General features: G+C 57.4%; 22 protein-coding genes. 17 read left to right on the forward strand and 5 right to left on the reverse strand.

The features are described from left to right. Positions 1 to 6 precede the first annotated feature (6 nt). Positions 7 to 1,176 (reverse strand): FAD-dependent oxidoreductase, encoded by a 1,170-nt coding sequence (locus tag QWY74_RS03680; protein WP_290313759.1) that lies wholly within the window; start codon positions 1,174 to 1,176, stop codon positions 7 to 9. A 183-nt stretch (positions 1,177 to 1,359) separates the two neighbouring features. Between QWY74_RS03680 and QWY74_RS03685 the strand changes: the two genes are divergently transcribed. Then, entirely contained in the window at positions 1,360 to 2,634 is a 1,275-nt protein-coding gene (locus QWY74_RS03685; protein WP_290313760.1) for an O-acetylhomoserine aminocarboxypropyltransferase/cysteine synthase family protein, read from the forward strand. Between the two features lie 118 nt (positions 2,635 to 2,752). Here QWY74_RS03685 and tnpA read toward each other — a convergent pair whose 3' ends face one another. Next, positions 2,753 to 3,169 carry an IS200/IS605 family transposase gene (gene tnpA / locus QWY74_RS03690; protein ID WP_290313761.1) on the reverse strand — a complete coding sequence of 139 codons (417 nt, stop codon included), beginning with the start codon at positions 3,167 to 3,169 and terminating at the stop codon, positions 2,753 to 2,755. Positions 3,170 to 3,190: 21 nt separating this feature from the next. Between tnpA and QWY74_RS03695 the strand changes: the two genes are divergently transcribed. After that, positions 3,191 to 4,252, forward strand: coding sequence for an RNA-guided endonuclease InsQ/TnpB family protein (locus tag QWY74_RS03695; RefSeq protein WP_290313762.1), 1,062 nt, complete (start codon positions 3,191 to 3,193; stop codon positions 4,250 to 4,252). Between the two features lie 13 nt (positions 4,253 to 4,265). Here QWY74_RS03695 and QWY74_RS03700 read toward each other — a convergent pair whose 3' ends face one another. The 3 genes from QWY74_RS03700 to QWY74_RS03710 are packed head-to-tail and all read right to left on the reverse strand — an operon-like array spanning position 4,266 to position 7,679. Next, positions 4,266 to 6,368, reverse strand: a complete 2,103-nt coding sequence (locus QWY74_RS03700) for a YjbH domain-containing protein (RefSeq protein WP_435389115.1) — start codon at positions 6,366 to 6,368, stop codon at positions 4,266 to 4,268. Next, positions 6,356 to 7,132: a capsule biosynthesis GfcC family protein gene (locus QWY74_RS03705; RefSeq protein WP_290313763.1), complete on the reverse strand. Its 777-nt coding sequence runs from the start codon at positions 7,130 to 7,132 to the stop codon at positions 6,356 to 6,358. The genes QWY74_RS03700 and QWY74_RS03705 overlap by 13 nt, the downstream gene beginning before the upstream one ends. Positions 7,133 to 7,139: 7 nt before the next feature. Continuing rightward, positions 7,140 to 7,679, reverse strand: coding sequence for a YjbF family lipoprotein (locus tag QWY74_RS03710; protein WP_290313764.1), 540 nt, complete (start codon positions 7,677 to 7,679; stop codon positions 7,140 to 7,142). Positions 7,680 to 8,520: 841 nt separating this feature from the next. Here QWY74_RS03710 and QWY74_RS03715 point away from each other — a divergent pair. The 15 genes from QWY74_RS03715 to QWY74_RS03785 all read left to right on the forward strand — a co-directional run bounded on the left by QWY74_RS03715 (position 8,521) and on the right by QWY74_RS03785 (position 25,446). Continuing rightward, positions 8,521 to 9,651: a polysaccharide export protein gene (locus QWY74_RS03715; protein WP_264826161.1), complete on the forward strand. Its 1,131-nt coding sequence runs from the start codon at positions 8,521 to 8,523 to the stop codon at positions 9,649 to 9,651. Next, positions 9,651 to 10,088, forward strand: a complete 438-nt coding sequence (locus QWY74_RS03720) for a low molecular weight protein-tyrosine-phosphatase (RefSeq protein ID WP_290313765.1) — start codon at positions 9,651 to 9,653, stop codon at positions 10,086 to 10,088. Before QWY74_RS03715 ends, QWY74_RS03720 begins: the two co-directional genes overlap by 1 nt. A 66-nt stretch (positions 10,089 to 10,154) precedes the next feature. Beyond that, a complete protein-coding gene (locus QWY74_RS03725) occupies positions 10,155 to 12,350 on the forward strand; it encodes a polysaccharide biosynthesis tyrosine autokinase (RefSeq protein ID WP_290313766.1) in 2,196 nt (731 codons plus the stop codon). 178 nt (positions 12,351 to 12,528) lie between these two features. After that, the gene (gene wbpA, locus QWY74_RS03730; protein ID WP_290313767.1) at positions 12,529 to 13,842 is read left to right on the forward strand and encodes a UDP-N-acetyl-D-glucosamine 6-dehydrogenase; all 1,314 of its coding nucleotides are present in this window, start codon (positions 12,529 to 12,531) and stop codon (positions 13,840 to 13,842) included. A 12-nt stretch (positions 13,843 to 13,854) separates the two neighbouring features. Next, positions 13,855 to 14,802, forward strand: a complete 948-nt coding sequence (locus QWY74_RS03735; protein WP_290313768.1) for a Gfo/Idh/MocA family protein — start codon at positions 13,855 to 13,857, stop codon at positions 14,800 to 14,802. 1 nt (position 14,803) lies between these two features. After that, positions 14,804 to 15,385 carry an acyltransferase gene (locus tag QWY74_RS03740; RefSeq protein WP_290313769.1) on the forward strand — a complete coding sequence of 194 codons (582 nt, stop codon included), beginning with the start codon at positions 14,804 to 14,806 and terminating at the stop codon, positions 15,383 to 15,385. Beyond that, positions 15,382 to 16,476 carry a DegT/DnrJ/EryC1/StrS family aminotransferase gene (locus QWY74_RS03745; RefSeq protein ID WP_435389116.1) on the forward strand — a complete coding sequence of 365 codons (1,095 nt, stop codon included), beginning with the start codon at positions 15,382 to 15,384 and terminating at the stop codon, positions 16,474 to 16,476. Before QWY74_RS03740 ends, QWY74_RS03745 begins: the two co-directional genes overlap by 4 nt. A gap of 130 nt (positions 16,477 to 16,606) precedes the next feature. Beyond that, positions 16,607 to 17,884: an oligosaccharide flippase family protein gene (locus QWY74_RS03750; RefSeq protein WP_290313796.1), complete on the forward strand. Its 1,278-nt coding sequence runs from the start codon at positions 16,607 to 16,609 to the stop codon at positions 17,882 to 17,884. 340 nt (positions 17,885 to 18,224) lie between these two features. Next, positions 18,225 to 19,535: a hypothetical protein gene (locus tag QWY74_RS03755; protein WP_290313770.1), complete on the forward strand. Its 1,311-nt coding sequence runs from the start codon at positions 18,225 to 18,227 to the stop codon at positions 19,533 to 19,535. Positions 19,536 to 19,561: 26 nt separating this feature from the next. Next, positions 19,562 to 20,680 (forward strand): glycosyltransferase family 4 protein, encoded by a 1,119-nt coding sequence (locus QWY74_RS03760; protein ID WP_290313771.1) that lies wholly within the window; start codon positions 19,562 to 19,564, stop codon positions 20,678 to 20,680. Between the two features lie 274 nt (positions 20,681 to 20,954). Next, the gene (locus QWY74_RS03765) at positions 20,955 to 21,785 is read left to right on the forward strand and encodes a sulfotransferase domain-containing protein (protein WP_290313772.1); all 831 of its coding nucleotides are present in this window, start codon (positions 20,955 to 20,957) and stop codon (positions 21,783 to 21,785) included. 106 nt (positions 21,786 to 21,891) lie between these two features. Next, positions 21,892 to 22,674: a glycosyltransferase family 2 protein gene (locus QWY74_RS03770; RefSeq protein ID WP_290313773.1), complete on the forward strand. Its 783-nt coding sequence runs from the start codon at positions 21,892 to 21,894 to the stop codon at positions 22,672 to 22,674. 20 nt (positions 22,675 to 22,694) lie between these two features. After that, complete coding sequence (locus QWY74_RS03775) at positions 22,695 to 23,537, forward strand: sulfotransferase family protein (RefSeq protein WP_290313797.1); 843 nt, start codon at positions 22,695 to 22,697, stop codon at positions 23,535 to 23,537. Next, the gene (locus QWY74_RS03780; protein ID WP_290313774.1) at positions 23,521 to 24,144 is read left to right on the forward strand and encodes a sugar transferase; all 624 of its coding nucleotides are present in this window, start codon (positions 23,521 to 23,523) and stop codon (positions 24,142 to 24,144) included. The genes QWY74_RS03775 and QWY74_RS03780 overlap by 17 nt, the downstream gene beginning before the upstream one ends. A 111-nt stretch (positions 24,145 to 24,255) precedes the next feature. Further along, positions 24,256 to 25,446, forward strand: a complete 1,191-nt coding sequence (locus tag QWY74_RS03785; protein WP_290313775.1) for a DegT/DnrJ/EryC1/StrS family aminotransferase — start codon at positions 24,256 to 24,258, stop codon at positions 25,444 to 25,446. Positions 25,447 to 25,458 lie beyond the last annotated feature (12 nt).

A 25,458-nucleotide genomic window follows, 5' to 3' on the forward strand; every position in this document is an offset into this window, starting at 1 on the left:
TCGCATTCACTGATCCTTATACGGTGGCGTGAAACGGGCGATGAAGCGCCGGTCGATGCGCTGCTTCCAGCGCCACACCCAGCGGCCGGCGATGCCCAGGGCGCCACGACTGGCGATGGCATGGCCATTGCCGGTGCCGACTAGCGCGAGAACCTGGCGCTGCGGTTGAAACGGCCGGGCGGGCTCGCCGCGGCAGGCGTGCCGCAGGTTCTCTGCCAGCACCGGTCCCATGCGTACGGCGTGCACGCCGGCCTTGGGCAAGGGTGGAGCAAAAGCCGCGCAGTCACCGGCCGCCCACAGGCTAGGCGCCATCTCGCTGCCGTTCACCGCCACCGCCAGGCTGTCGGTCACCGGGATGAAGCCACGATCATCCAGCGGCAGATCGCTCTGGGTCAGCCAGGCATGGCCCCGGGCGCCAGTGGCCCAGAGCACCAGATCCGCCGGGTGCACCCGGCCCCGGTCATCTTCGACGCCCTGGTCGACGAGCCGTTGTGCGCGACGCTCGCCGTTCCAGGTGACACCGGCCCGGGTTAGCTCACGGCGCATCAGCCAGGCGGGCAGGCGCCCGGCGCCCGGCAGCGGTTGCGCTGATTGACCGAGCAGGCTGCCCTGCCAGTCGATATCCGGGCGCTCGGCACGCAAGCGCGCCAGCACCGCCAGCAGGGTCTCGCAACCCGCCGCACCGGCGCCCACCGCCAGCACCCGGCGCGGTGGCGTGGCGGGCCATGCGGCGACCTCGTCCAGCAAAGCCGGCCAGCGCTCCTGCAGGGCATCCAGCGGGCGCATGGGGAGCAGTTCCGGCGCTTGGGCGCCGGGCGCTTGGGTGCCGGGCGCTCGGGCAGGGGCCTCCAGCGTTGCGCCGACATTGAGCGAAGCCTGGTTGTACTCCAGCCATTCGCCGCCGGCCAGTTGCACACGCTGCTCGGCGGCCTGCATCGCCACCACTGAATCCTTGACCAGCCGCGCCCCGGCACGCTCCGCCAGCCAGGCCATGTCGAGGGTCATGTCGTCATTCCGGCACTCGCCGGCCAGCCAGGCCGGAACCATGCCGGAGTAGGGGGCCCTCTCGCCTGGCATGACCAGGGTGATCGATACACCCGGCTCCGGCTGGCGCGCGAAGGCCTCCAGCACGAAGGCATGCGCATGGCCGCCGCCGATCAGCAGCAGCGACGTCATGGTGTGGCCACCATGCGGTAATTGATGCAATCCAGTGGCGAGGCGCCTCGGGCGGGTAGTAAGGTCATGGGTCAATGCTCGGATCAGGCGGTGAAGCGCCTGGCATATATCGGTATTATCGGTTGCAGGACTTACGGCATCGCTGCCTGGAGATGGCGCCCCACTTTTACCACAGGATTTATCATGAGATCAGAAACCATTGCTCTGCACCATGGCTATGAGCCCGACAATCAACACGCCGTGGCCGTGCCCATCCACCAGAGCACGTCGTTTTCCTTCGATGATGCCCAGCATGCCGCCGATCTTTTCGATCTCCAGGTACAGGGCAATATCTATTCGCGGATCATGAACCCCACCTGTGCGGTGCTGGAGCAACGTCTTGCCGCGCTGGAATCGGGCATCGCCGGCCTGGCCGTGGCTTCCGGCATGGCGGCGATCACCAATGCCATTCAGACCATCGCCGAGGCCGGTGACAACATCGTCTCCATCAGCGAGCTCTACGGCGGTACCTACAACCTCTTTGCGCATACCCTGCCGCGTCAGGGCATCGAGGTGCGCTTTGCCCACAAGGACGACCTCGAGGGCATTGCCGGGATGATCGACGCGCGGACCAAGGCGGTGTTCTGCGAGAGCATCGGCAACCCCTCAGGCAGTGTGGTCGACCTTGCCGGCCTGGCTGAGGTCGCGCACCGTCATGGTGTGCCGCTGATGGTCGACAACACCGTGGCCACGCCCTTCCTGTGCCGGCCGATCGAGCATGGCGCCGACATCGTCATCCACTCGGCCACCAAGTACATCGGCGGTCATGGCACTACCGTGGGCGGTGTGATCGTCGACTCCGGCCGTTTCCCGTGGGGGGATTATCCTCAGCGTTTTGCCCTGCTCAACGAGCCCGATGCCTCCTATCACGGCATCAGCTACACCCGTGATGTGGGCGAGGCGGCCTTCATTACCCGGGCGCGTGTGGTACCGCTGCGCAACATGGGCGCTGCGCTCTCGGCCCAGGCGGCCTGGAACCTGCTGCAGGGGCTGGAAACCCTGTCGCTGCGTATCGAGCGCACCTGCGAGAACACTCTCAAGGTGGCGCGCTTCCTGGAGCAGCATCCGCAGGTCACCTGGGTGCAGTATGCCGGCCTGGAAAGCCACAAGGATCACGCCCTGGCCCAGCGCTACATGGGCGGCCATGCCTCGGGTATCCTGAGCTTCGGGGTTCACGGTGGGCATGAGGCCAGCATTCGCTTCTACGATGCGCTGCAGCTGATCCTGCGCCTGGTCAACATCGGCGATGCCAAGAGCTGCTCGGCGATCCCGGCGGCGACCACGCACCGCCAGCTGAATACCGAGGAACTGGCTGCCGCCGGTGTCACGCCGGACATGGTGCGCCTGTCGATTGGTATCGAGCATGTCGACGATCTCATCGCCGATCTCGATCAGGCGCTGGCGGCCTCAAAGGGCTGACGCCTCGAGTGGTAGCGCGCAGGGGCGAAGCCTGCCCTGGCGACGTTGCTTACCAAAATGCGCGGAATGCCCCGTACTTTTAGTGCGGGGATGGATAGCGCGGGCCGCGAAGCGGCCTTCAATGTGGGCGGGCCTGCTGCTCGATGTATTGCCGAACCAGCGAGATAGGAGCACCGCCAACACTCCCGGCAAAGTAGCTAGGGCTCCATAAGGCATTCTTTTGGTACGCCGGCTTCACTAGCTCGGGGTGCATCAACTTGAGCCTTCGGCTGGATACCCCTTTCAAGCTGTTCACCAAGCGGGACAGCGCCACCTTGGGTGGATAATTCACCAGCAAGTGAACGTGATCGCCTTCGCCATTGAACTCCACCAGTTCCGCCTCAAAGTCGGCGCAGACACTGCGGAATATCCCCTCCAAGGATTCAAGATGCTCGGCGCCAAAGATGCCTCCTCTGTACTTGGTAACAAAGACCAAGTGTGCGTGAAGAGCAAAAACGCAGTGCCTTCCGGTTCTATAGGGTTGTTGAGTATCCATAGGCCAACTATACTTTAAGACATGAAACAGACCAAGACCCTCAAGGTTCGCGTGAAGGACAGACACGCCGCCCACCTGAGCCGCATGGCCTGCAACGTGAACTTCGTCTGGAACTACCTCAACGAACTGTCTGCTCGATCCATTCGGGAGAAGGGTCTGTTCTTGTCTGCCTACGACATGGATCGCTATACCAAAGGGGCCGGGAAAGACTTGGGGTTGCACTCGCAGACGCTCCAAGAGGTGTCGCGGGAATACGCCACTCGCCGTAAGCAGTTTCGTAAGTCCCGTCTGGCCTGGCGCAAGTCCCGCGGCGTGCGCCGCTCCCTCGGCTGGGTACCCTTCAAGTCGGGCGCGGCCAAGTGGAAGCACGGGCAGGTCGTCTTCAACGGTCAGCACTTCAAGGTCTGGGACAGCTTCGGCCTGAGCCAGTACAGGTTTCGCTCAGGCAGCTTCAACGAAGACGCCAGGGGCCGCTGGTACTTCAACGTGGTGGTCGAGGTCGACGTCCAGCCGTCCGCCGGCCAAGGCGCGGTCGGCATCGACCTGGGCCTGAAGGACGTGGCGACCGGTAGCGACGGCGTGAAGCTGGAGAACGGCCGCTTCTACCGCGACCTCGAAGACAAGCTGGCGATCGCCCAGCGGGCGCGCAACAAGCGCCGAACGAAGGCTATCCACGCAAAGATCAAGAACCGTCGCAAGGACGCCTTGCACAAGTTCTCCCGCCGGCTGGTCGATCAGCACGGCGAAATCGTGGTGGGCGACGTCTCGTCCACCAAGCTCGCGAAGACCCACATGGCCAAGTCGGTACTGGATGCTGGCTGGGGCCAACTGAAGAGGATGCTGGAATACAAATGCGATCACGCAGGCATCGTCTTTCGAGAGGTTCGCGAGGCCTACACCACCCGCACCTGTTCGTCGTGCGGCTCGCTCAGCGGGCCGCACGGTGTCAACGGGCTGCGAGTAAGAAACTGGGAGTGCGGGGAGTGTGGTGTGCTCCACGACCGGGACGTGAACGCGGCCCGGAACATTCTCAGTCTCGGGGCAGGACGTTGCCCTCCAGCAGTGGGAATCACCTCCCTTTAGGGAGGTGAGGACGTCAATCCCACGTCTTGTCGTACGTCTCCCAGTATCGGTCCAGCTCGCGATCCTCGGTGATCGAGTGCAGAGAGTAGCGGCGCTTCAGGCGAGCGCCACCGTCGCGGGTAAGGGGCTGCCAGGCAATGGTTGAGCGGCTACGGCTAGAGCGTACGAAGAAGGCATCCAGCGGCACGGAGATATAAAATGCCTTGTCGAAGCTTCCCTCGCCATAGTCGTCCCCCGCATCGGTAAAGGTGGACCAAGCGCCAATACGCACCCCGTTATCGAACTCACGCGAAAGGTCGACCGTCGCCCCCAGATCCCCGGCCAGGTATCGGCCCACACTCAATTCAGCGTGAATATCCTTGTAGCCCGTATCCACGTAGGCCGAAGCATGGCCCGTCCAGGTCTCGTAGTCACGCAAACCGACGCCTCGATCGAAATCCCGCTGGCGCACCCAGTTCATATCGAGCCCCAGGGCCCAGCCCTCGTCAAAGGGGCGGTACAACACTTCACCACCGGCGCCGGCATACATCATTTCCAGTAGGCCTGCGTAGCCCATGGCATACCAGTTATCACCAAGCTTGCCGGTACGGGTGTATTGCAGGTTGGTGATCCCCAGGTTGGTCTCGGCGAGATAATCGCCAATATAGGTACGCACCCGCGGAAGTTCGGAGTCGGCGATATAATCATACTGGTCGAGGTTATCGGCCAGCGTCGCTGTCATACTGCCCGAGAACCAGCCATGGCGATCCGTGGCATACTCACCCGACGCATAAGCCGAGAGACGATACAGGTAGCCATCCGGCCCGCCGAAGTTCTGCTGAATGGCCGGTCCCAGCTCCCATGAAAAGCGTTGGGCATCCCCCTGGTACAATGACTCGCCCTGAGGCGCGTCAAGTCGCGCATGGGAGTATATGCCATAACGGTAAGGGACATCGGCCGATGTGCTCTTGGCGGCCGCCTCGAAGGCCTTCCGGTCGTGAACATCTTCGCGTAGCGCCAGGCCGCGGTTCTGCCAGCGATAGTGGAAATGATCGACCTGTTCGTCGGCCTTGGCACTGAGGATACGGTTGGCGCGGCCCTCGCTCTGGTTCAGGTGGCGATACGTCGTCGGCGTCCCCGTCACGGTCAGAGTGTCGTCCTGCTGACGGATCTCAGCGACTCGAATGCCCGCATTGCGCTGCAGTGACTGTGCCGTGCTGTCCCAGTCGGGGGCGGCTGGTTCGTTCAGGGCACGGGGAGGCGGATCTTGCTTGGCCTGACTCAAGCCTGCCAGGTTAGCCGAGAAACTCAGCCCCAGCATGAGGGTATTGCCGCGCTCCCACCCGCCGCGTAAAGCGAAATGCTCACCTACGCGATAGCGTGCTCCGATGTTGAAGCGCGAATCCTGGGGCTGCCGATTGTTCTGGGGCTCATTCGCGTAGTCATTGCCCTCATATTCCAACTGCAACACCAGTGGATCCCAGGGCGTTTGGTATTCCACACCGCCGAACAACGCTACTGGGCCGCGAAACAGCTGTTGGAAGGCAAACTCGCCGCCCTGATCGCCACCCGCATCATTGGGTCGGTTGTCGAAGCGCTCATCGAGCCAGCTCAGGGGAGACTCAACATCGCTGGCATTACCCAGATAGCCCCAGCCCAGGCCCAGGCTGAAATCCAGCGAGTTCCAACGCTTGTTGGCAACCAGATACTCAGCGCCGAACAGGGTGGTACCCCCGGCATCGCGCAGCCCTAACGCCAGCTCTGGCCAGTAGCGGCTCTCCTCGTGGAGGCGAAACTTGGCATCGATGCCCTTATCCAGCAAGTCACGATCGCCGGCGATACCCTCACCGTAACGACGATTCTCCACCGATACATAGCGAAAGCCGACCTCCATCCAGTCCAGTGGCTGGGCGAAGATCGAAAACCGCCGATAGGGTTCGGTACGGCTCCAGTTAGCCGCAAAGTGACCCGCGTCATTCATGCGGGCGGTTGGCGTCTGCATCAGCCCCACCCCACCGAAGTCGCTTTGGCCAGGGGGTGGCGCCTGGGCCATGGCGGGTGGGGCCGCGAGCAAGAGTGCAGAGGTGAGGCACCAGAAACAAGTCGGGGAGCAGCCCCAGGGGATTACTTTGGCCATAGACTACAGTCGTCGCCGGGAAGTCGGGTGGCTAAAAAATGCGCCAATTCGCGGTTGATGGCACGGGCTTCACGGGATGACTCAGGCAGCCGAATCGCCACGCGCGCCCCAGGGGCGAGTGCCTCAGGCTGACGGTTCCAGTCCGCTATGCCGCGTGTGCGGACGTTTCCCCGCGGTGTAATCACACTCATGCGGTCACGCTGACGCGTGGCTGAGGCCGGCAAGCGCGCGATCAAGCTCTCTACCGTCATGTTGGGGCGCCAAGCGAGCCGTTCGACGCCTGCCTGGCTCCATACCTCTACCCAGGAGGGCGCTTGGCACGTTCCCAGGAAAGCGATCTCGGACATCGGGGGATTGCGGCGCAGCTCGCTGGCCAACGACAACAGACCCAACGCTTCCGGGCTGCGTGCCGGCATGGCAGGCATTGCTTGCAGTCGCTCGGCCCAGCGGTTCAATGCCTGCGAGAGGAGCGGCTTGCCGGCGACCTCGAGCACCGGGGCTAATCCCTGGATTTCGGCGATCAAGCGAGCACGACGCGGCGATAACTCGTGTTGTGTCGACTGGCGCAGCGCAAAGCTGTAGGCCCAATTGAACGGGGGGCGCTGTTCAGCCTGGCGTTGCATCTGCCAGTTGACCCAGGCATCGACCAGCGTGGCTGGCTGACCCGGCGTTGGGGCCGAGGATTGTGCCGAGGCGCCCGTTGCCAGAATCAGTAAGCATAAAAGCGGCACCGCCTGTAAAAGGCGAGGTGTCTTTAGCATCATCTCGGAATTACCACCAGTGGCGGGCAACGCGCCAGGAGACCTCAGGCCCCTCCGGCCAGGCGACCTGTTTCACTGCCCACAAACGTCGAGTATCAGGGTCGCGCCAATAGGTGGCCGTCGTGGTCTCACCACGACTCCATTGCAGCTCCAGCCGGCAGACCTCCAGGCGCCGTTCACCCAATGGCAGCGCAACCGGCTCCTCGGCGCTACACCGAGTGGTGCCTTCGGCCAGATGTCGCACTACCTGGCCGTCTGATGACTCGACGTAGCGGGTCAGGCTAACCGGCGAGGATGAAGAAGCTTGCCATGGCGCCTCCGGGCGATAGCGCGAGCTTAGCAATCGTGAGTCGCGCCCTTGAAAAGCCTGCAGGCCGCCACCGTCAAGCTCCAGTAGCATGCCGCCCTGTGCAGGCCAGTACGTCATGCGTCCGGCCTTTGCCCCCATGACGAATAACCCCTGGATATCGCCGACGCGCGCATCGAGCGATGCATAGGGCACGGCCTTTGCTTCGGCGCTGGCGTCTTCGTCAAATAGAATCGCGCCCATCGAGGCACCTAACGGTGTAGTGCCCGAGTTGGCGCAGCCTGTCACGAGTACCAGTATTAGACACGACAAGGCCGCCTTGAGGCGGCCTGGAGCTTGGCCAGTTGCTTTTGCGCGTCTCATGCGGCTTAGCGAGTTCCTGTCGGCCCGCTGCTATCGCTATCGCTATCGCCTGTGGCGGCGGCAATCCCGGCACCCACGGCCACTGTACCGGCAACGGCGACACCCACCAGCGCGGTAGTCGACAGCCCGGTTGCCGCTGAGAGGCCGCCGAGCACACCACCCGATGCCGCACCGGCACTTGCAGCACCAGCCGCACCACCCGATGCCCCCGCGGAACCAGCACTGCTGGAGCCCGCGCTGGACGCCGCTTCATTTTGTGCCATGGCCAACGGGGATGCCGTCATGCCAGCGATCGCGAGATAAACCAGTCCTTTCTTCAACATTTTCTTCCCCTTCGTATGAGTGGAACTAAGCCTTTGATAGGCAGCATGTTAATTCTTTTGACAGTTGCTAAATAGTCGTGATGGTGGCGTTTTTTGTGATGGCGTTTCGGATGACTGCGCCAATCGATAAAAAATAGCTTTATATTCAAAAAGTTATAATATTTATCAGGGCATGAAGTGTCGGTGTTGAACAGCCACCAGTAACGCTTTGGTACCAGTGTGGTACTAGTGACCACCCCTATGCGTCATGTATGATAGTAGCTGTCTATCTTTTCAATACAAAGTATCAATGCCGGCAACAGGGAACTGAAGACCAGGCCTCGGGGATGCGCCATGACACCTCGGGGCGGTAGCGTGCCCTGATGGCTAACCTAGCACATTCACCACAGGTCGTCTCAATGCGCCACTTTACGCCTCTCAAACTCCTGATGGGCCTGCTCAGCGCGGCTTGGCTTTCAGGCTGTGCTTTTGCCCCGGGCAGTCATTTCGATGCTGCCAGCAAGCACGCTCCTGTTGATGACCTCGTCGACGTCGAGCCGATCACCCTGGGCCTGGTCTCTCAGCAGCAGAGTGCGCCCGATGAGCAGGACCTGAAGCGCATAACAGACGCGCAGCGCGAGGCGATGCGGGGCTACGATTACCGCATCGGCAAGGGTGACGTTCTGAGCATTATCGTCTACGACCATCCTGAGTTGACCATCCCCGCCGGGAGCGAGCGCAGTGCCGCCGAATCCGGTAATACCGTGCAGCCTGACGGCAATATCTATTACCCCTACATCGGTGAGGTCGCCGTTGAGGACAAGACTGTCTCGCAAGTGCGCCAGGCCATTTCACGGCAACTCGAGGAGTACATTGCCGCACCCCAGGTTGAGGTGCGCATCGCGGCTTATAACTCGCAGGACGTGGTGGTAAGCGGGCAGGTACAGGAACCAGGGCGCTTGCCGATCACCAATGTTCCCATGACCCTGCTCGATGCCATCAGCATGAGTGGCGGCCTGGGCCCTCAGGCCAACTGGCATGGTGTGCAACTGACGCGTGATGGCCAAACCCGCACCATCGACGTATACGAGATGCTCAACCAAGGGAATCTCAGCCAGGATATCCTGCTGGAAGATGAAGACGTACTGCATGTACCGGACCTCGGCGATCAGCAAGTCTTTGTGATGGGGGAGGTCGGCGAGCCACAAGCCTTGCCCATGGGCCGCTCGCCGATAACCCTGACGGAGGCACTAAGCCGCTCCGGCAGCATTGACGAGGCCCAGGCTGACGCCAGTGGCATCTTTGTGTTTCGCCGCAACACCCAGCGCCAGGACAAGCTGGCAACCGTTTATCAATTGGATGCGAGCAACGCGACGGCGATGGTGCTGGGCACCCAGTTTCAACTCGAACCCTCCGACGTCGTCTACGTGACGACTACCGCCCTGGGCCGTTGGAACCGCACCATCAACCAGCTACTGCCCACCGTGACCGCGATCTATCAAGTGACTCGCACCGCGCGTGACGCGAATGACCTTCAGGACGACTTTTGATGTTTCAGCGTCTACTCGTCGTTTGCACCGGCAACATTTGTCGTAGCCCGGTGGCGGAAGCCATGCTCAAGGCCTCGCTGCCGGGCAAAGAGGTGGCGTCTGCCGGGCTGAGCGCCCTGGTGGGGCAGGCAGTGGAGCCCACCGCGCAAGCACTGGCGGAAGCCGATGGCCTCCATGTGCAGGATCATCAAGCACGCCAGCTGACCCTGGAGATGCTGCAAAACGCCGACCTCATCCTGGTGATGACGGAAGGGCAGCGCCGCGCCATCGGGGAAATGTCGCCCGCCACACTCGGCAAGACCATGCTGATCGGCCGTTGGCTGGAAGGGGCCGAGATTCCGGATCCCTACCGTAAAAGTCACGCAGCGTTCGAACATGTACACCAACTCTTGCAAGCCGCCACCGACGCATGGAAAGAGCGTCTAACGCCTAGCTGACCTCGCTTGTAAACACCCTCTCACCGCTTGCCGCGAAACCGCTTCACACCGGAGAAACTCCCCCCGATGTCAGACTCGCAGAACCTTGGCACGACGTCGTCTTCCCCTGCCGACGACGAAATCGACCTGGGCCGCTTGTTCGGTCTTCTGTTGGACCACAAATGGTGGATCATCGGCATCACCGCATTATTTGCCATCGCCGGGGTAGCCTATGCGCTCCTGGAAACGCCGGTATATCGCGCCGATGCACTGGTGCAGGTGGAAAAGAAAGCGGGCATGAGCAACCCCCTGGAAGACGTGAAGTCCATTCTCGGGGAGCAGCCTTCTTCGGATACCGAGGTGGGCATTCTGCGTTCGCGCATGGTGCTGGGGCGTGCGGTGGACCAGCAACAGCTAACCCTTCAGGTCACTCCGCATCGTTTGCCCATCGTGGGCGACTTTCTGGTGCGCCACGGCATGCAACGCCCCGCCTTCGCCGAGGCCAGCGTGTGGGCCGATGAATACATCAACGTCAGCCAGTTCCAGGTATCACAAGCCTATATTGGCCAACCATTCGCGTTAACCGCGTTAGAAGATGGCCGTTACCAGCTAAGCCAGGATGGTCAGGTACTCGGTGAAGGCCAGGTGGGGGAAGACGCCTCATTTCTCGATGGCCAGGTGAAGCTGCGTGTGGCGGAGCTTGAAGCGGGCGAAGGCGCGACCTTTACCTTGCGCCAGGCGTCTCGGCTGGCCGTCATCCATGACCTGCGCGGGCGCTTCAGCGTGAGCCAGCAAGGCAAGGACAGTGGCCTGCTGGACCTCTCCCTGCGCGACACGGACCAGCAGCACGCCAAGCAGGTGCTGGATGCGCTCAGCGAGGTCTATCTGACCCAGAACATCCAGCGCCAGGCCGCCGAGGCCGAAAAAAGCCTGGAGTTTCTCGAACAGCAAGCCCCTCAGGTGCGCGAGCAACTGCGCAATGCCGAAAACAAGCTGAACAGCTATCGCACCCAACGCGACAGCGTCGATCTCTCGCTGGAGACCCAGTCCATCCTGGAGCGCATCGTCGACCTCGAAAAGCAGCTCAATGAACTCTCGTTCAAGGAGTCGGAGGTCTCACGGCGCTTCACCAAGAGTCACCCGACCTATCAAGCGCTGCTCGAAAAGAAGCAACAGCTGCAAAACGACCGTGACCAACTGGAAGAAAAAGTTAGCGACTTGCCGGAGACGCAACAACAGGTCCTGCGCATGCGACGCGACGTGCAGGTCAACCAGGAGGTATACGTACAGCTGCTCAACAAGATCCAGGAAATGAAGATTGCCCGCGCCAGCACGGTGGGCAATGTTCGCATCCTCGATGAAGCGGCCGTTCAGTCCGCGCCTGTTGAGCCCAAAAAGCCGCTTATCGTCGTGCTGGCGACCTTGCTCGGCGGCATGCTCTCGGTAGGCCTGGTTCTGCTGCGCGGGTTTTTACGGCGTGGTGTGGAGTCTCCCGAGCAGGTGGAAAACGCCGGGATACCGGTCTATGCCACGGTGCCGCTTTCCGACGAGCAGAACAAACTCGTTAAACGCGTTAAGCACCGCAAGGATAGAAGCGGCCACACCATCAGCACGGACATTCTCGCCGAGCGGGCGCCAGCGGATACGGCGATTGAAGCGGTGCGCGGCCTGCGAACCAGCCTGCACTTCGCCATGCTGGAATCCGCCAACAATGTATTGGCGATTACCGGGCCAAGCCCAGGCATTGGCAAAAGCTTTATTACCGTCAATCTGGCGGCGGTATGCGCTCAAGCCGAGCAGAAGGTGCTGGTGGTGGATGCCGACATGCGCAAGGGCCATGTGCACCATGCCTTTGGAGGCCGTAGTGAAGGCGGCCTCTCGGAGCTTTTAACCGGCAAGGCCTCCCTGGATGAGGTACGCCGCACAAGCAAGGTAGCGGGGCTGGACTATATCGCCCGAGGCAGCGCACCACCCAACCCCTCAGAACTGTTAATGCAGGAACGGTTCACTCAATTTCTGGCGGAGGTTCGCCAACAGTATGACCTGGTGGTGATCGATACCCCGCCGATCCTCGCCGTGACCGACGCAGCCGTGATCGGCAAACAATGTGGCACAACCCTGATGGTGGCCCGCTTCCAAGTGAACCCGGTGAAAGAGCTGGAAATTGCCAAACGCCGGCTGGAAAGCACCGGCGTGCCGGTGAAGGGCGTCATCCTCAATGCCATGGAGCACAAAGCAGCGACCAGTTATGGCTACGGCTACTATAGCTACAGCTACCGTTGAGGGGGCCGTAGCGATAGCACCTGGTGGTCAATAGCCTAAGCCGCATCGAGGCACCAGCCATCACGCTGCGGTGCGCAGGGCCATTAGTCGCAATCCCTAATCGCTCAAATGTTAGCCCTATATTTAGACGGCTCTCTACAAGGTACACAAGACTCAGCGCTTCAATTCTGGAAACTTCATGTCTGACACTCAAACTCGCCTCATCAACAAGTTACATGACAAGGAAGCCGTCATCGGCATCGTCGGCCTGGGCTATGTCGGCTTGCCCTTGATGCTGCGTTACAACGATATCGGCTTCCGCGTGCTGGGGATCGATATCGACCAGCAGAAGGTCGACAAGCTCAATGCCGGCCAGAGCTATATCGAGCATATTCCCTCCGAGAAGGTGGCCAGGGCGACGCAGTCCGGCTTCGAGGCCACCACCGACTTCAGCCGCGTTGCCGAAGCCGATGCGGTGGTCCTGTGCGTGCCCACGCCGCTGAACAAGTATCGCGAGCCGGACATGAGCTTCGTGATCGACACCATCGATGCCCTGAAGCCGCACATGCGGGCGGGGCAGGTGCTGTCGCTGGAGAGCACCACCTATCCGGGCACCACCGAGGAAGAGTTACTGCCCCGGGTGCAGGAGAACGGCCTGGTGGTGGGGCAGGATGTGTTCCTGGTCTATTCGCCGGAGCGCGAGGATCCGGGCAACCCGGATTTCGAGACCCGCACCATTCCCAAGGTGGTGGGGGGGCATACGCCCGCCTGCCGTGACGTGGGCGTCGCCCTCTACCAACATGCCATCGATCATGTAGTGCCGGTCAGCTCTACCAAGGCGGCGGAGATGACCAAGCTGCTGGAGAACATCCATCGCGCGGTGAACATCGGCCTGGTCAACGAGATGAAGGTCGTCGCCGACCGCATGGGCATCGACATCTTCGAGGTGGTGGATGCCGCGGCCACCAAGCCGTTCGGTTTCACCCCCTACTATCCCGGGCCCGGCCTGGGGGGGCACTGCATCCCCATCGATCCCTTCTACCTGACCTGGAAGGCCCGGGAATACGGCCTGCATACCCGCTTCATCGAGCTTTCCGGCGAGGTCAACCGCGCCATGCCGGAGTACGTGGTCGGCAAGCTGATGGATGGTTTGAACGACCATGGCAAGGCACTGAAGGGCAGCCGCGTGCTGGTGCTGGGCATCGCCTACAAGAAGAACGTCGACGACATGCGCGAATCGCCGTCGGTGGAGATCATGGAGCTGATCGAGGCCAAGGGCGCCGAGGTGAGCTACAGCGATCCGCACGTGCCGGTCTTCCCCAGGATGCGCGAGCACCATTTCGAGCTGGCAAGCGTCGAGCCGTCGGCGGAGAACCTGGCCGCTTTCGATGCCGTGGTGCTGGCCACCGACCATGACGGCTTCGATTTCGAGCTCATCAAGCGCCACGCCAAGCTGATCATCGACAGCCGCGGCACCTACCGCGACGCCGCCGACCACATCATCAAGGCCTGAGGACATCCCGGAATGAAGCATTTCGCCCTGATCGGCGCCGCCGGTTACATCGCCCCCCGTCACATGAAGGCCATCAAGGAAACCGGCCACCATCTGGCCATCGGCTACGACACCAACGACTCGGTCGGCATCATCGATTCCATCTCGCCCCAGAGCGAGTTCTTCACCGAGTTCGAACGCTTTCAGGAACACGCCTGGCAGCTCAAGCGCGATCCCGAGACGGCGCTGGACTACGTGGCGGTCTGCTCGCCCAATCACCTGCACCATGCGCATATCGCCGCCGGGCTGCGCCTAGGCTGCGACGTGATCTGCGAGAAGCCGCTGGTGCCGAGCCCGGCGCTGCTCGACGAGCTGGCGCTGGTCGAGCGGGAAACCGGCCAACGGGTCTACAACATCCTGCAGTTGCGCCACCACCAGGCGATCCTGGATCTCAAGCGGAAGGTGGAACAGGAACCTCACGATGACAAGCACGAGGTGGAGCTGACCTACATCACCTCCCGGGGCAAGTGGTACATGGAGAGCTGGAAGGGCGACCCGCGGAAGTCCTTCGGTGTGGCCACCAACATCGGCGTGCACTTCTTCGACATGTTGCACTTCATCTTCGGCGACCTGCAGAAGAACGTGCTGCACTACGCCTCCGACACCAAGGCCGCCGGCTATCTGGAGTACGAGAAGGCACGAGTGCCGTGGTTCCTCTCCATCGATGCCAAGGACCTGCCGGAAAGCGTGAAGGGCAAGCAGCCCACGTACCGCTCGATCACCGTGGATGGCGACGAGATCGAATTCTCCGGCGGCTTCACCGACCTGCACACCATCAGCTACCAGGAGATCCTGGCCGGTCGCGGCTACGGCATCGAGGATGCCCGCCACTGCATCGAGACCGTCGATACCATTCGCTCGGCTCGCCCCCAAGCACCCGAGGAGGGCGAGGCCCACCCCTTTCTCAACCGGGGGATCTGAGATGAGCGTGAAGATTCATGAGTCCGCGATCGTCGACGACGGCGCCCAGATCGGTGAAGGCTCGCGGGTCTGGCATTTCGTGCACGTGTGCGGTGGCGCCCGCATCGGCAAGAACGTCTCCATGGGCCAGGGCGTGTTCGTGGGCAACAGGGTCACCATCGGCGATAACTGCAAGATCCAGAACAACGTCTCCGTCTATGACAACGTGCACCTGGAAGAGGGCGTGTTCTGCGGGCCCAGCATGGTGTTCACCAACGTCTACAACCCCCGCTCCCTGATCGAGCGCAAGAGCGAGTACCGCGACACCCTGGTCAAGAAGGGCGCCAGCCTGGGCGCCAACTGCACCATCGTGTGCGGGGTGACTATCGGAGAATGCGCCTTCATCGGGGCCGGCGCGGTGATCAACAAGGACGTGCCGGCCTATGCGCTGATGGTGGGCGTGCCGGCCCGCCAGATCGGCTGGATGAGCGAGCACGGTGAACAGCTCGATCTGCCGTTGCAAGGGCAGGGCGACACCGTCTGCCCGCACACCGGCGATCGTTATGTTCTCGATGGTAATCAGTTGACCAAGGTAAGCGCATGATTCCCTTTATCGACCTGGCCGCCCAGCAGGCGCGCATCAAGGATGAGATCGACGCCGGCATCCAGCGCGTGCTGGCCCACGGCAAGTACATCTTGGGCCCGGAGGTCACCGAGCTCGAGGAAAGGCTGACGGACTATACCGGCGCCAAGTATTGCATCAGCTGCGCCAATGGTACCGACGCCTTGCAGATCGCCCAGATGGCCCTGGGCATCGGCCCCGGGGATGAGGTGATCACCCCGGGGTTCACCTATATCGCCACGGCGGAGACGGTGGCTCTGCTGGGCGCCAAGCCGGTATACGTGGACATCGACCCGCGCACCTACAACTTGGACCCCACCCTGCTGGAAGCCGCGATTACCCCGAGCACCAAAGCGATCATCCCGGTGTCGCTCTATGGCCAGTGCGCGGACATGGACGCCATCAATGCCATCGCTGAAAAATACGGCATTCCGATCATCGAGGATGCCGCCCAGAGCTTCGGCGCCACCTACAAGGGCCGCAAGTCCTGCAATCTGAGCACCATCGCCACCACCAGCTTCTTCCCCAGCAAGCCACTGGGCTGCTACGGCGATGGCGGTGCCATCTTCACCAGCGATGACGAGCTGGCAACGATCATCCGCCAGGTCGCCCGTCATGGCCAGGACCGGCGCTATCATCATCTTCGCGTGGGCGTGAACAGCCGGCTGGATACCCTGCAGGCCGCTATCTTGCTACCCAAGCTGGATATCTTCGATGACGAGCTGATGAAGCGACAGCAGGTGGCGGAGTGCTACACGCAACACCTCACTGAAGCCGGCATCACCACGACACCCCACATCGAGCCGCACAACACCAGTGCTTGGGCACAGTACACCATTCGAGTGGAGAATCGCGAGCACGTGCAAGCAGTGCTCAAGGAAGCGGGCATTCCCACGGCCGTGCATTACCCAATTCCCTTGAACCAGCAACCGGCTATTGGTGACTTGGCAGTATCGCTGCCAAAAGGCGATGAGGCGGCAATAGAAGTCCTTAGCCTACCGATGCATCCTTATCTTGATGTCATCGAGCAAGAGAATGTATCACATAAACTAGCTTCGATAAAAAAACAATGAAAATATTGATTATGGCATTCTCTGTAGTTGTTAACTATGCCTTCATGAAATCCATACACAGTTATCCTTGTCGACTTTATGGCTTGGGGAGGATAGTATCATGGATGAATGAGAAGGTTAAAAGAACATGATGATAGATGGGGCTTGCCCTCTGATAAAACGGCTCTTTCAAAGTCGATTCATTCGGGGGGTGACAACGCTAGCGTCCGCTAATATAGCCGGACAATTGATTCTTCTGGCAGCCATACCGCTGCTTACGCGCCTTTATAGCCCCGAAGAGTTTGGTGTGTTCGCTGTGTTTGCGGCCATACTCGGGGTTGTAGGAGGTGTATCTAATTTGCGCTACGAACTGGCCATTCCGCTTCCTCGTCGTGATCGAGATGCTGGTCATCTTCTTCTAGCTTCACTTCTAATAAATCTGATCTTTGCCGGAGTCGTCGTGATAATGGTGGCCCTCCTCAGAGGGGCAGTTGCGCGTTGGACTGAAACTCCGGCGATGGAACAGCTCTTGTGGTTGTTGCCGATAATATTACTAGTTTCAGGAAGCTACAGAGCCTTAAAGTTTTGGGCAGTTCGAGAGAAGAACTATAGCCAGATCGCCAGCACCCGAATTAACCAGAGCCTAGCAAATGCTTTCATACAAGTCGTGGGTGGCTTTGCGGGGCTGGGTGTCTGGAGTCTAGTTAGTGGGCAAGGGGTCGGCCAGAGTGTCGGAATTCGCACTTTGTCTAGGCTGATGCCAATGCGCCAGATTTTTTTGGAAAGCAAGTCAGAAACTTTACGGGTAAAAGCCTTGCTAAAGAAGTATCGGCGTTTCCCAATATATGATGTTCCAGCTGTATTTTTTAACAGTATCAGTATTCAGCTTCCTAACTTTCTTATGGCAGTTCTCTTCAATCCTGCGGTAGCTGGTTTTTATTATTTGGCAGATAGGGTGCTGGCGGCTCCAATGATAATGGTCAGTCAGGCCGTCGCTCAGGTTTTGTACGGCGATATAAAAGGCCTGAAAGCATCGGGAGAGCTTGTGACCCGGTGCATGAAAGTCACTCTTGTGATGGCTTTTATAACTTTTCCTCCAATATTGTTTTTGGTTTTTTTTAGTGAGACTATTTTTGTATTGGGGTTTGGTGAAGAGTGGAGTGAAGCTGGAATTTATGCTGGGTGGCTTATCTTTGGTCTTTCGGCTCGTTTTTTATATTCCCCTTTGTCTTTGGTATTGATGGCGTTGGATTGCCAAGCTGAAAACTTGCTTATCAATATCGTAATAGTGCTTCTAAAGCTTCTTTCTTTCGTTGTGTCTTTCTTTGCTGGAGAAGCTTTATTTGCAGTTGTAGGTGTTTCTTTGTCAATGGTTGTTGGCCATTTATTTGGTGTGTTTGTGGTTTTTTTTAAAGCTTCCAGGCATTAATTTTTTTGAGGCTGCTTGAGGTTATTTTTTTCCTACTGAGGAGGCTAAAGTGGCTTAAAACGATCTTCTTTCTTGTCGTTAGAGGTTTTGTGGTATTTGTTTTTTGGTTTTTTTCTAGATGGTCTTGCTTTCTTTTAAGATTTTTAATATTGGGATTTGGCATGTGTGGAACAAAAAATAAGGTCGAATGCGTAAAGGCGAGAGGTGGAGTGTTTCGAGGCTCTCCAAGGTCGTGCCATTTTTCTCGCGGCTCCCCTCCTTCTCATTGCAAACTCTTAGAGTTCTTTTGTGAATATATTTACTTTCTTCATGTGAGTACGTTCCGAAGGTGGTACTGTTGATGAAAGTGTCTGCACAACGTTTGCTGCTGCAATTGGAGTCGCGTGGTTCGTTTGTTATTGCCGGGGTTGTGCTTTGGGGTGCCCTAGATCTCGCTTACCGTTTCTATGTTAATCCTTTGAATTATTATTCAGGATTTTATTTGAATTTTTCTTTTATAAAGTATTTTGAAGGTTTTTTTCTTTATGTTTTGTTGCTTTTTATAGCCCCCCGGCGTTTGTGTCGCCCGTCTGACTACTTCATTAATTTTTTGCTCTTCGGTTTGATATCTCCGTTGCTTCTTTATTATGGGGTGTCCGATCAGTCTAGGGAGCATCTTTATATTGTGATGTTGGGGTACGCGATCATTGAATGTTTTCGTCGAGGTCGTCTGGTTAAATTTCCCTTGGTGAAGAAAGGGCCATGGATAGCCTATTTGGTCCTAGCTTCTGGAGCAGTGGTGGTTTCTGTTTGGCTAGCGGCTTCTGGAGGAGCAGCTTTTTTTAATCTCGATCTCGCGGCGGTCTATGAGTACCGCCGGGATGTCGGTGCTCTTATCAACCAAGGCTTTATGGGATATATGAATAATTGGGCTTATAAAATTTTTGGCCCAACTCTTCTTGCTATTGGGCTATGGCGTAGAAAATATTGGTTAGCGGGGCTTGTGTTTTTGCTGCATGTGTATTGGTTCGGTGTTAGCTCGCATAAGTCAGTCCTGTTTTATCCCTTCTTGGTTGTATTTCTTTGGGTATGGTTTCAAAAGGCTCGGGCATTGAGTGTTGTCCCTTTTGCGATGAGCGGAGTTGTGATCACTGCCTTGGTGATATTTTGTTGGTTTGATGAGGTTTTGCCAGCGGCGATGTTTATTCATCGAGTATTTTTTATTATTGCAGATAACACATTCTATTATTATGACTTTTTCTCTAGAAACGAATATGTGTTCTGGTCTAATTCGATAACGTCGTCCATAATTGACTATCCTTATGATATTAGGTATACAGAATTGATCGGACAGTCTCGAGGAACAGAGGCCTCTGTAAATAACACTTTCCTTTCCACGGGGTTTATGCACGCTGGTATTATAGGAATTGTTTTTTATTCTGTGTTGGCAGGGCTTCTTTTTAGATTAGTTGATTGTTTGTCAGTTCAGGGAATTCCAGTTTGGTTTGCTGTTGCAGTGCTCATTGTGCCCAGTAGAGCGCTACTTTTGAGCGCCGACCTGCCTACAGCATTACTGACCGATGGTGTTGCTTTAGGTGTAATGGTGTTGTTTCTTCTTAGGAGCAGGCGTTGGGGAGGCACAGCTTATGATGATCGGAAATTGATTCAATAATAGAGAGTTATAAAAGGTAAATAATGATGCTGCTTCACTTTACAACAGTGCACCCCCGCACAGATACCCGCATCCGCGTAAAGCAGGTAGCCTCTTTGGCAAGAGCGTTTGAGCACCCCGTAGTATTCTATGTACAGGACGGGAAAGGTGACGAGCGCGACGAGGTGAATGGCATTGAGGTGGTCGATACGGGCGTGCCCCCTGGTGGGCGTCTGGTGCGGATGACCAAGGGCGCTTGGCGTATGTATCGTGCCGTGCGGAGGGCGCGACCTTGTGTCGCGCATTTTCATGACCCGGAGTTGATTCCGGTGGGGCTGTTGTTGAAGCTTTCTGGCATCAAGGTGATCTACGATGTGCATGAGGATTTGCCTCGACAGATTCTAGGCAAGCACTGGATTCGTCCTTGGTTGCGTCGGCCTGTAGCGCTATTGGTCGAGGGTTTTGAATGGGCGGGGGCGCGGTGGTTCGATGGAGTGGTTACAGCCACACCTACGATCACGGCGCGTTTTCCAGCCAAAAAGACAGTGACTGTACATAATTTCCCTATTCTGAGCGAATTGGTGCCGCCGGAGCCGAAACCGTTTGCCGAAGTTCCTCCACATGTGGCTTATGTTGGTAACATCACGGCAGCGCGGGGCGCTATAGAAATGGTGAAGGCCTTGGAGCGCGTGACGGATGATCAGGCTCGATTACAACTGGGCGGCACGTTTACACCGTCCGGTTTGGAAGACGAAGTCAAAGCACTGCCGGGCTGGTCGCGTGTGGTCCCGCATGGCTGGGTAGAGCGTAGCAGCGTAGCGAATTTGCTTGGTAATGTGCGTTCTGGGTTGGTCGTTTTACACCCCACTCGTAACCACCCGGATGCACTACCGGTGAAAATGTTCGAATACATGGCCGCAGGTCTACCGGTGATTGCTTCGGACTTTCCGTTGTGGCGTCAGATCATCGACCGAGCAGGGTGTGGCCAGCTGGTTGACCCGCTGGACCCGCAGGCCATCGCTGAGGCAATCGACTGGATACTGGCACACCCTAATGAAGCTGAGTCCATGGGACGGTGCGGGCGTGAGGCGGTTGAGTCCACCTATAACTGGGAGAGTGAGTCCGAGACTCTGATTGGATTTTACCAGCAACTTTTGGATAATTAGTTTTTCTGATTCTATATTTTTCTTAGCTAGACTTAGCAGTTGGCAGGGAGTGAGCGAATTCTCAGCACTAACTAGTCGTGTGAAAAATTCTATCTCACTGCGTATACAACTTGGTATCCATGAATCTGCTGTCGAATAAATGGCTGTAGAAGCTTCCTTGAGATTTACAGAGGATGGTTTCCTGTATATGCTTTGATTGTGCGGAGTGATTTTGAATCTGTCCAGTTTAGTTGGTTAATATTATACTTTTGCATAATTGGTTTAAGAGGTTTGTGTGGCTAACCCAAATTTTATTGGTGTTGGAGGTCATAAGTGTGCTTCCACGTGGCTGGCGGAGTGCATGAGAGACCACCCTGAGGTGTTTGTTTCAAACCCTAAAGAGACTGGCTATTTCGTTGATCATTTGGATAAAGGTGTTGAATGGTATTTGCAGCACTTTTCAGGAGCGTCTACTGACCATCATGCGGTTGGTGAGTTTACGAGCTATTATTTATATAATGAAGATGCCTTGAAAAATATAAAAGATACGATTGGAAAAGTAAAGATTGTCGTTGTAATTCGTGATCCGGTCGAACGTGCAGTATCGCAAATAAAACATGGTATCAGGAATGGAACTCTGCCGCATCAAAAACGGATTGAGCGTAGAGATCTCGAAGCTATTATAAAGAAGTATCCTAGGGTTGTGGATAGGTCTAGGTATTATTTTGGCTTAAGTATGATAGTTGATTTGTTCGGTCGTGAAAATCTATTGGTTTTTAACCAAGCTGATTTTGTTGATTACCCACAGGAGTGTCTAGTCCATTTGTGGAAATTCTTGGGTGTTGATGATTCTTTTGTTCCCAGTAGAGCAACAAAAAAAATAAGTTCAGGGATTGTGCCTCGTTATCAAGCCTTAGAGAATTTTAGGCAGTCAGTTTTTAGGAAGGTAATGTATTGGCCTGGTGTTGTGCCATTTGTGCGGAAGAGTGGCTTGGGTGAAATTTATCGTAGACTAAACGGGTCTCGTTCGAAAGTCTATCTTGAAGAAGATGGCGTTGAGTTGCTGAAAGAGTTGCTGGTTGACGATTGGAATAGCTCTGTTGAGTTTTGTTTTGATCCAAAATGATATAGTCTCGAGTTTGTTTTTGGTGTGTCCTTTTCTGCTAATTAACTGAGCCTTTTTTTGAGCTTTTGTATAAGGTTGTCTCAGTAGTTTTCTTGCATGGTGATTTATGGAAAATAATAGCCCAGTGGTGTCGATTATAACGCCTGCATATAATTGCGAAGGGACGTTATCCGAAACCATTCAGTCCGTTCAGGCCCAAGTGTTTCTGGACTGGGAGATGATTATCGTTGATGATGGATCAGTGGATGGAACATTCGCGCTTGCCGAGTCTTATGCGGCGGAAGATAGTCGTGTGCGTGTGTTTCAAATGGAAGCTAACCAAGGGGCAGGGCCTGCCCGTAATTTTGGTATTGAGTTGGCTCGTGGCCGCTTTTTAGCTTTTTTAGATTCCGATGATCTTTGGTATAAAGATAAGCTGTATAGTCAAGTGAACTTTATGATCGAGAATGATGTAGTGTTTTCGTATCATGATTACGATGTTGTTGATGAATGGGGGGAGGTGATAAATAGGGTCTTGTCGCCGAATTTTTTTTATTGGAAAGACTATATTAAGAATACCGCTATAGGCGTTCTATCAATAATTATTGATCGCAATGAAGTGAGTATTCCAAAAATGGCCTCGCAGCCAGCTACAGAAGCTGTAAATGTTTGGGTTTCTGTGATGCGTGACCACGGGGCGGCAATTAAGGCTCCTGGCTGTTATTCGAGTTATCGAATACGGCGAGGGTCAGTTTCTAGAAATAAGATTAGGTCAGCATATTGGTATTGGCGGTCTTTGGTCGATAATGTTGGGTTAAGCCGACTTTACTCTTCTTATGTGGTTTGCATTGCTGCTTCGCGGTCTTTAGTTAAAAATAATAATTTATTGAAGGCAATACTTAAAAAATGAGTGAAAGTATTAATAAAGCAATGGTTATCGGAGCACCACGATCTGGCACCAACATACTGCGTGATGTGTTGTGTAAGTTCGACGGGGTGGCTACCTGGCCATGTGACGAGGTCAATTACCTTTGGCGGCACGGTAACGTGCGTTATCCCTCCGATGAGATACCCGCCGAATGTGCTACTTCTGCCGTGCAGGCTTACATGCAGAAGCAGTTTGACTGGGTCGCAAAGCGCTATCAGGCCCATACCGTCGTTGAGAAGACCTGTGCCAATAGCCTACGGGTGCCCTTCGTGGATGGTGCCGTGCCGGAGGCAAAGTATGTCTACATCCATCGCGATGGCATCGATACCACCGGTTCCGCCAAGCTTCGTTGGCAGGCCAAGCTGGATATTCCCTATCTGTTGGAGAAAGTACGGTTCGTTCCTCTGACGGATTTGCCCTATTACGGCACGCGCTACCTGTGGAGCCGTGCTTATCGGTTGTTTTCGCGTGAGAAGCGTCTGGCGTTCTGGGGGCCGGCACTGGACGATATGCCGGAGCTCCTGGAGCGATATAGCCTGAACGAGGTCTGTGCCTTGCAGTGGCAGCGTTGTGTCGAGAACGCGGAAAGGGCCTTCGCCGAGATGCCTCAGGATAAGGTGATTCGCGTTCGCTACGAGGACTTCGTGCGTGACCCCCGAGAAGAGCTGTCCAGGATCGTTGACTTTCTGGGGCTCGAGGTTCCCGCCGATGCCATCCGTGAGGCCGTGTCGAGCGTGTCCAGCAAGAGTATTGGCAAGGGGCGCGCATCGCTGGAAGAAGCTGAAGTGACGCGACTGGAATCCCTGGTAGGAGAGACACTGGATCGTTATGGCTACCGTGCTTGAACGTGAGGGGCTGGATGCCGGTCAGGCGGCCATCAAACGTGCCTTCGACCTGGTGGTGTCGGCCATCGGCCTGGTGCTGAGCGGTTGGCTGATTCTGCTAGCCTGGCTGGCCGCCAGCTGGGATACCCGCAGCAACGGATTCTTCGTGCAGCGGCGGGTGGGCAAGGATGGCCGCCTGTTTCGGGTGGTCAAGATCAAGACCATGAGGCCCAGCCGGGAGCTGAGTACCACGGTGACCCGCTCCGGGGATCCGCGCATCACTCCCCTCGGGCGTTTCTTCCGCAAGGTCAAGATCGACGAGCTGCCCCAGCTGTGGAACGTGCTGCTGGGTGACATGAGTTTCGTGGGCCCCCGGCCGGACGTTCCCGGCTTCGCCGACCGTCTGACGGGAGAGGAACGCCGGCTCTTGAGCATCCGCCCCGGCATCACCGGCCCGGCGACGCTCAAGTATCGCAACGAGGAAGAACTGCTGGCCGCGGCGGAAGACCCGGAAGCCTACAATCGCGAAGTGATCTGGCCCGACAAGGTGCGTATCAACCTCGAGTACATCCGCGACTGGAGCCTGAGCGCGGACCTGCGCTACATCTGGAAAACGGTGGTGGGATAGTCGCTGCGTGCTGCGTGCTGCGTGCTGCGTGCTGCGTGCTGCGTGCTGCGTGCTGCGGGTGTCGATAAAACTCCGGGCTGTATTGTCGAATTCTTTTTCGCTGGTGTTGAAATGCTGAATGGACCCTTTTCCCCCTGGCCTTCCTTTACCGAGGAAGAAGCCCAGGCGGTGCAGCGCGTGCTGCTTTCCAACAAGGTGAACTACTGGACCGGTACCGAGGGCCGTGAATTCGAGCGTGAATTCGCGGCCTTTGCGCAAACGGACCATGCCGTTGCCGTGGCCAACGGCACCACGGCGCTGGATCTGGCCCTGAAGGGCTTGGGGATCGGAGAGGGCGAAGGTCGAGGGCGCGACGAGGTGATCGTCACCTCGCGCACCTTCCTGGCTTCGGCTTCGAGCATCGTCACTGCCGGGGCGGTGCCGGTGTTCGCCGATGTGGATCGTGATTCCCAGAACATCGCCGCCGAGACGGTGGCCGAGAAGATCACCCCCAACACTCGGGCGATCCTCGCCGTTCATCTGGCGGGCTGGCCCTGTGAGATGGACGAGTTGATGGTGTTGGCTGAGCGGCACGGCCTTTACGTGATCGAGGACTGCGCCCAGGCCCACGGTGCCACCTATCGGGGCCGCAGCGTAGGTAGCATCGGCCATGTGGGTTGCTGGTCGTTCTGTCAGGACAAGATCATGACCACCGGCGGCGAAGGCGGCATGGTCACGACCAACGATGAAGCCCTGTGGCGCCGAATGTGGGCCTACAAGGATCACGGCAAGAGCTGGAACGCCGTCTACGAGCGTGAACATCCGCTGGGCTTTCGGTGGTTGCACGAGAGCTTCGGCACCAACTGGCGGCTCACCGAAATGCAGGCCGCCATCGGGCGCATCCAGCTCGCGCGCATGCCCGAGTGGAAGGCCGCCAGGCAGGCCAATGCCCAACGGATCTGGCAAACGGCCGCCGACTGCCAGGGGCTGCGGGTGCCGGCCATCCCCGAGCATGTCGAGCATGCAGCCTACAAGTGCTACGTGTTCGTCGAGCCTGACTATCTGGCCGATGGCTGGGACAGGGGTCGTATCCAGCAGGAAATCGTTGCCCGCGGCGTACCTTGCTTCTCGGGCTCCTGTTCCGAGGTCTATCGCGAGAAGGCCTTCGATGGTACGGAGTGGCGGCCCGAGAAACCGCTGTCTGTCGCGCGTGAGCTGGGCGAGACCAGCCTGATGTTTCTGTGCCATCCGACCTTGACCAAGGCTGAGATCGACCAGACCTGCCAAGTCATCAAGGATGTGATGACTCAGGCATCTCGGTGATGAGTTCTGGCA

The sequence above is a fragment of the Halomonas almeriensis genome, from assembly GCF_030409235.1.
Taxonomy (GTDB): domain Bacteria; phylum Pseudomonadota; class Gammaproteobacteria; order Pseudomonadales; family Halomonadaceae; genus Halomonas; species Halomonas almeriensis.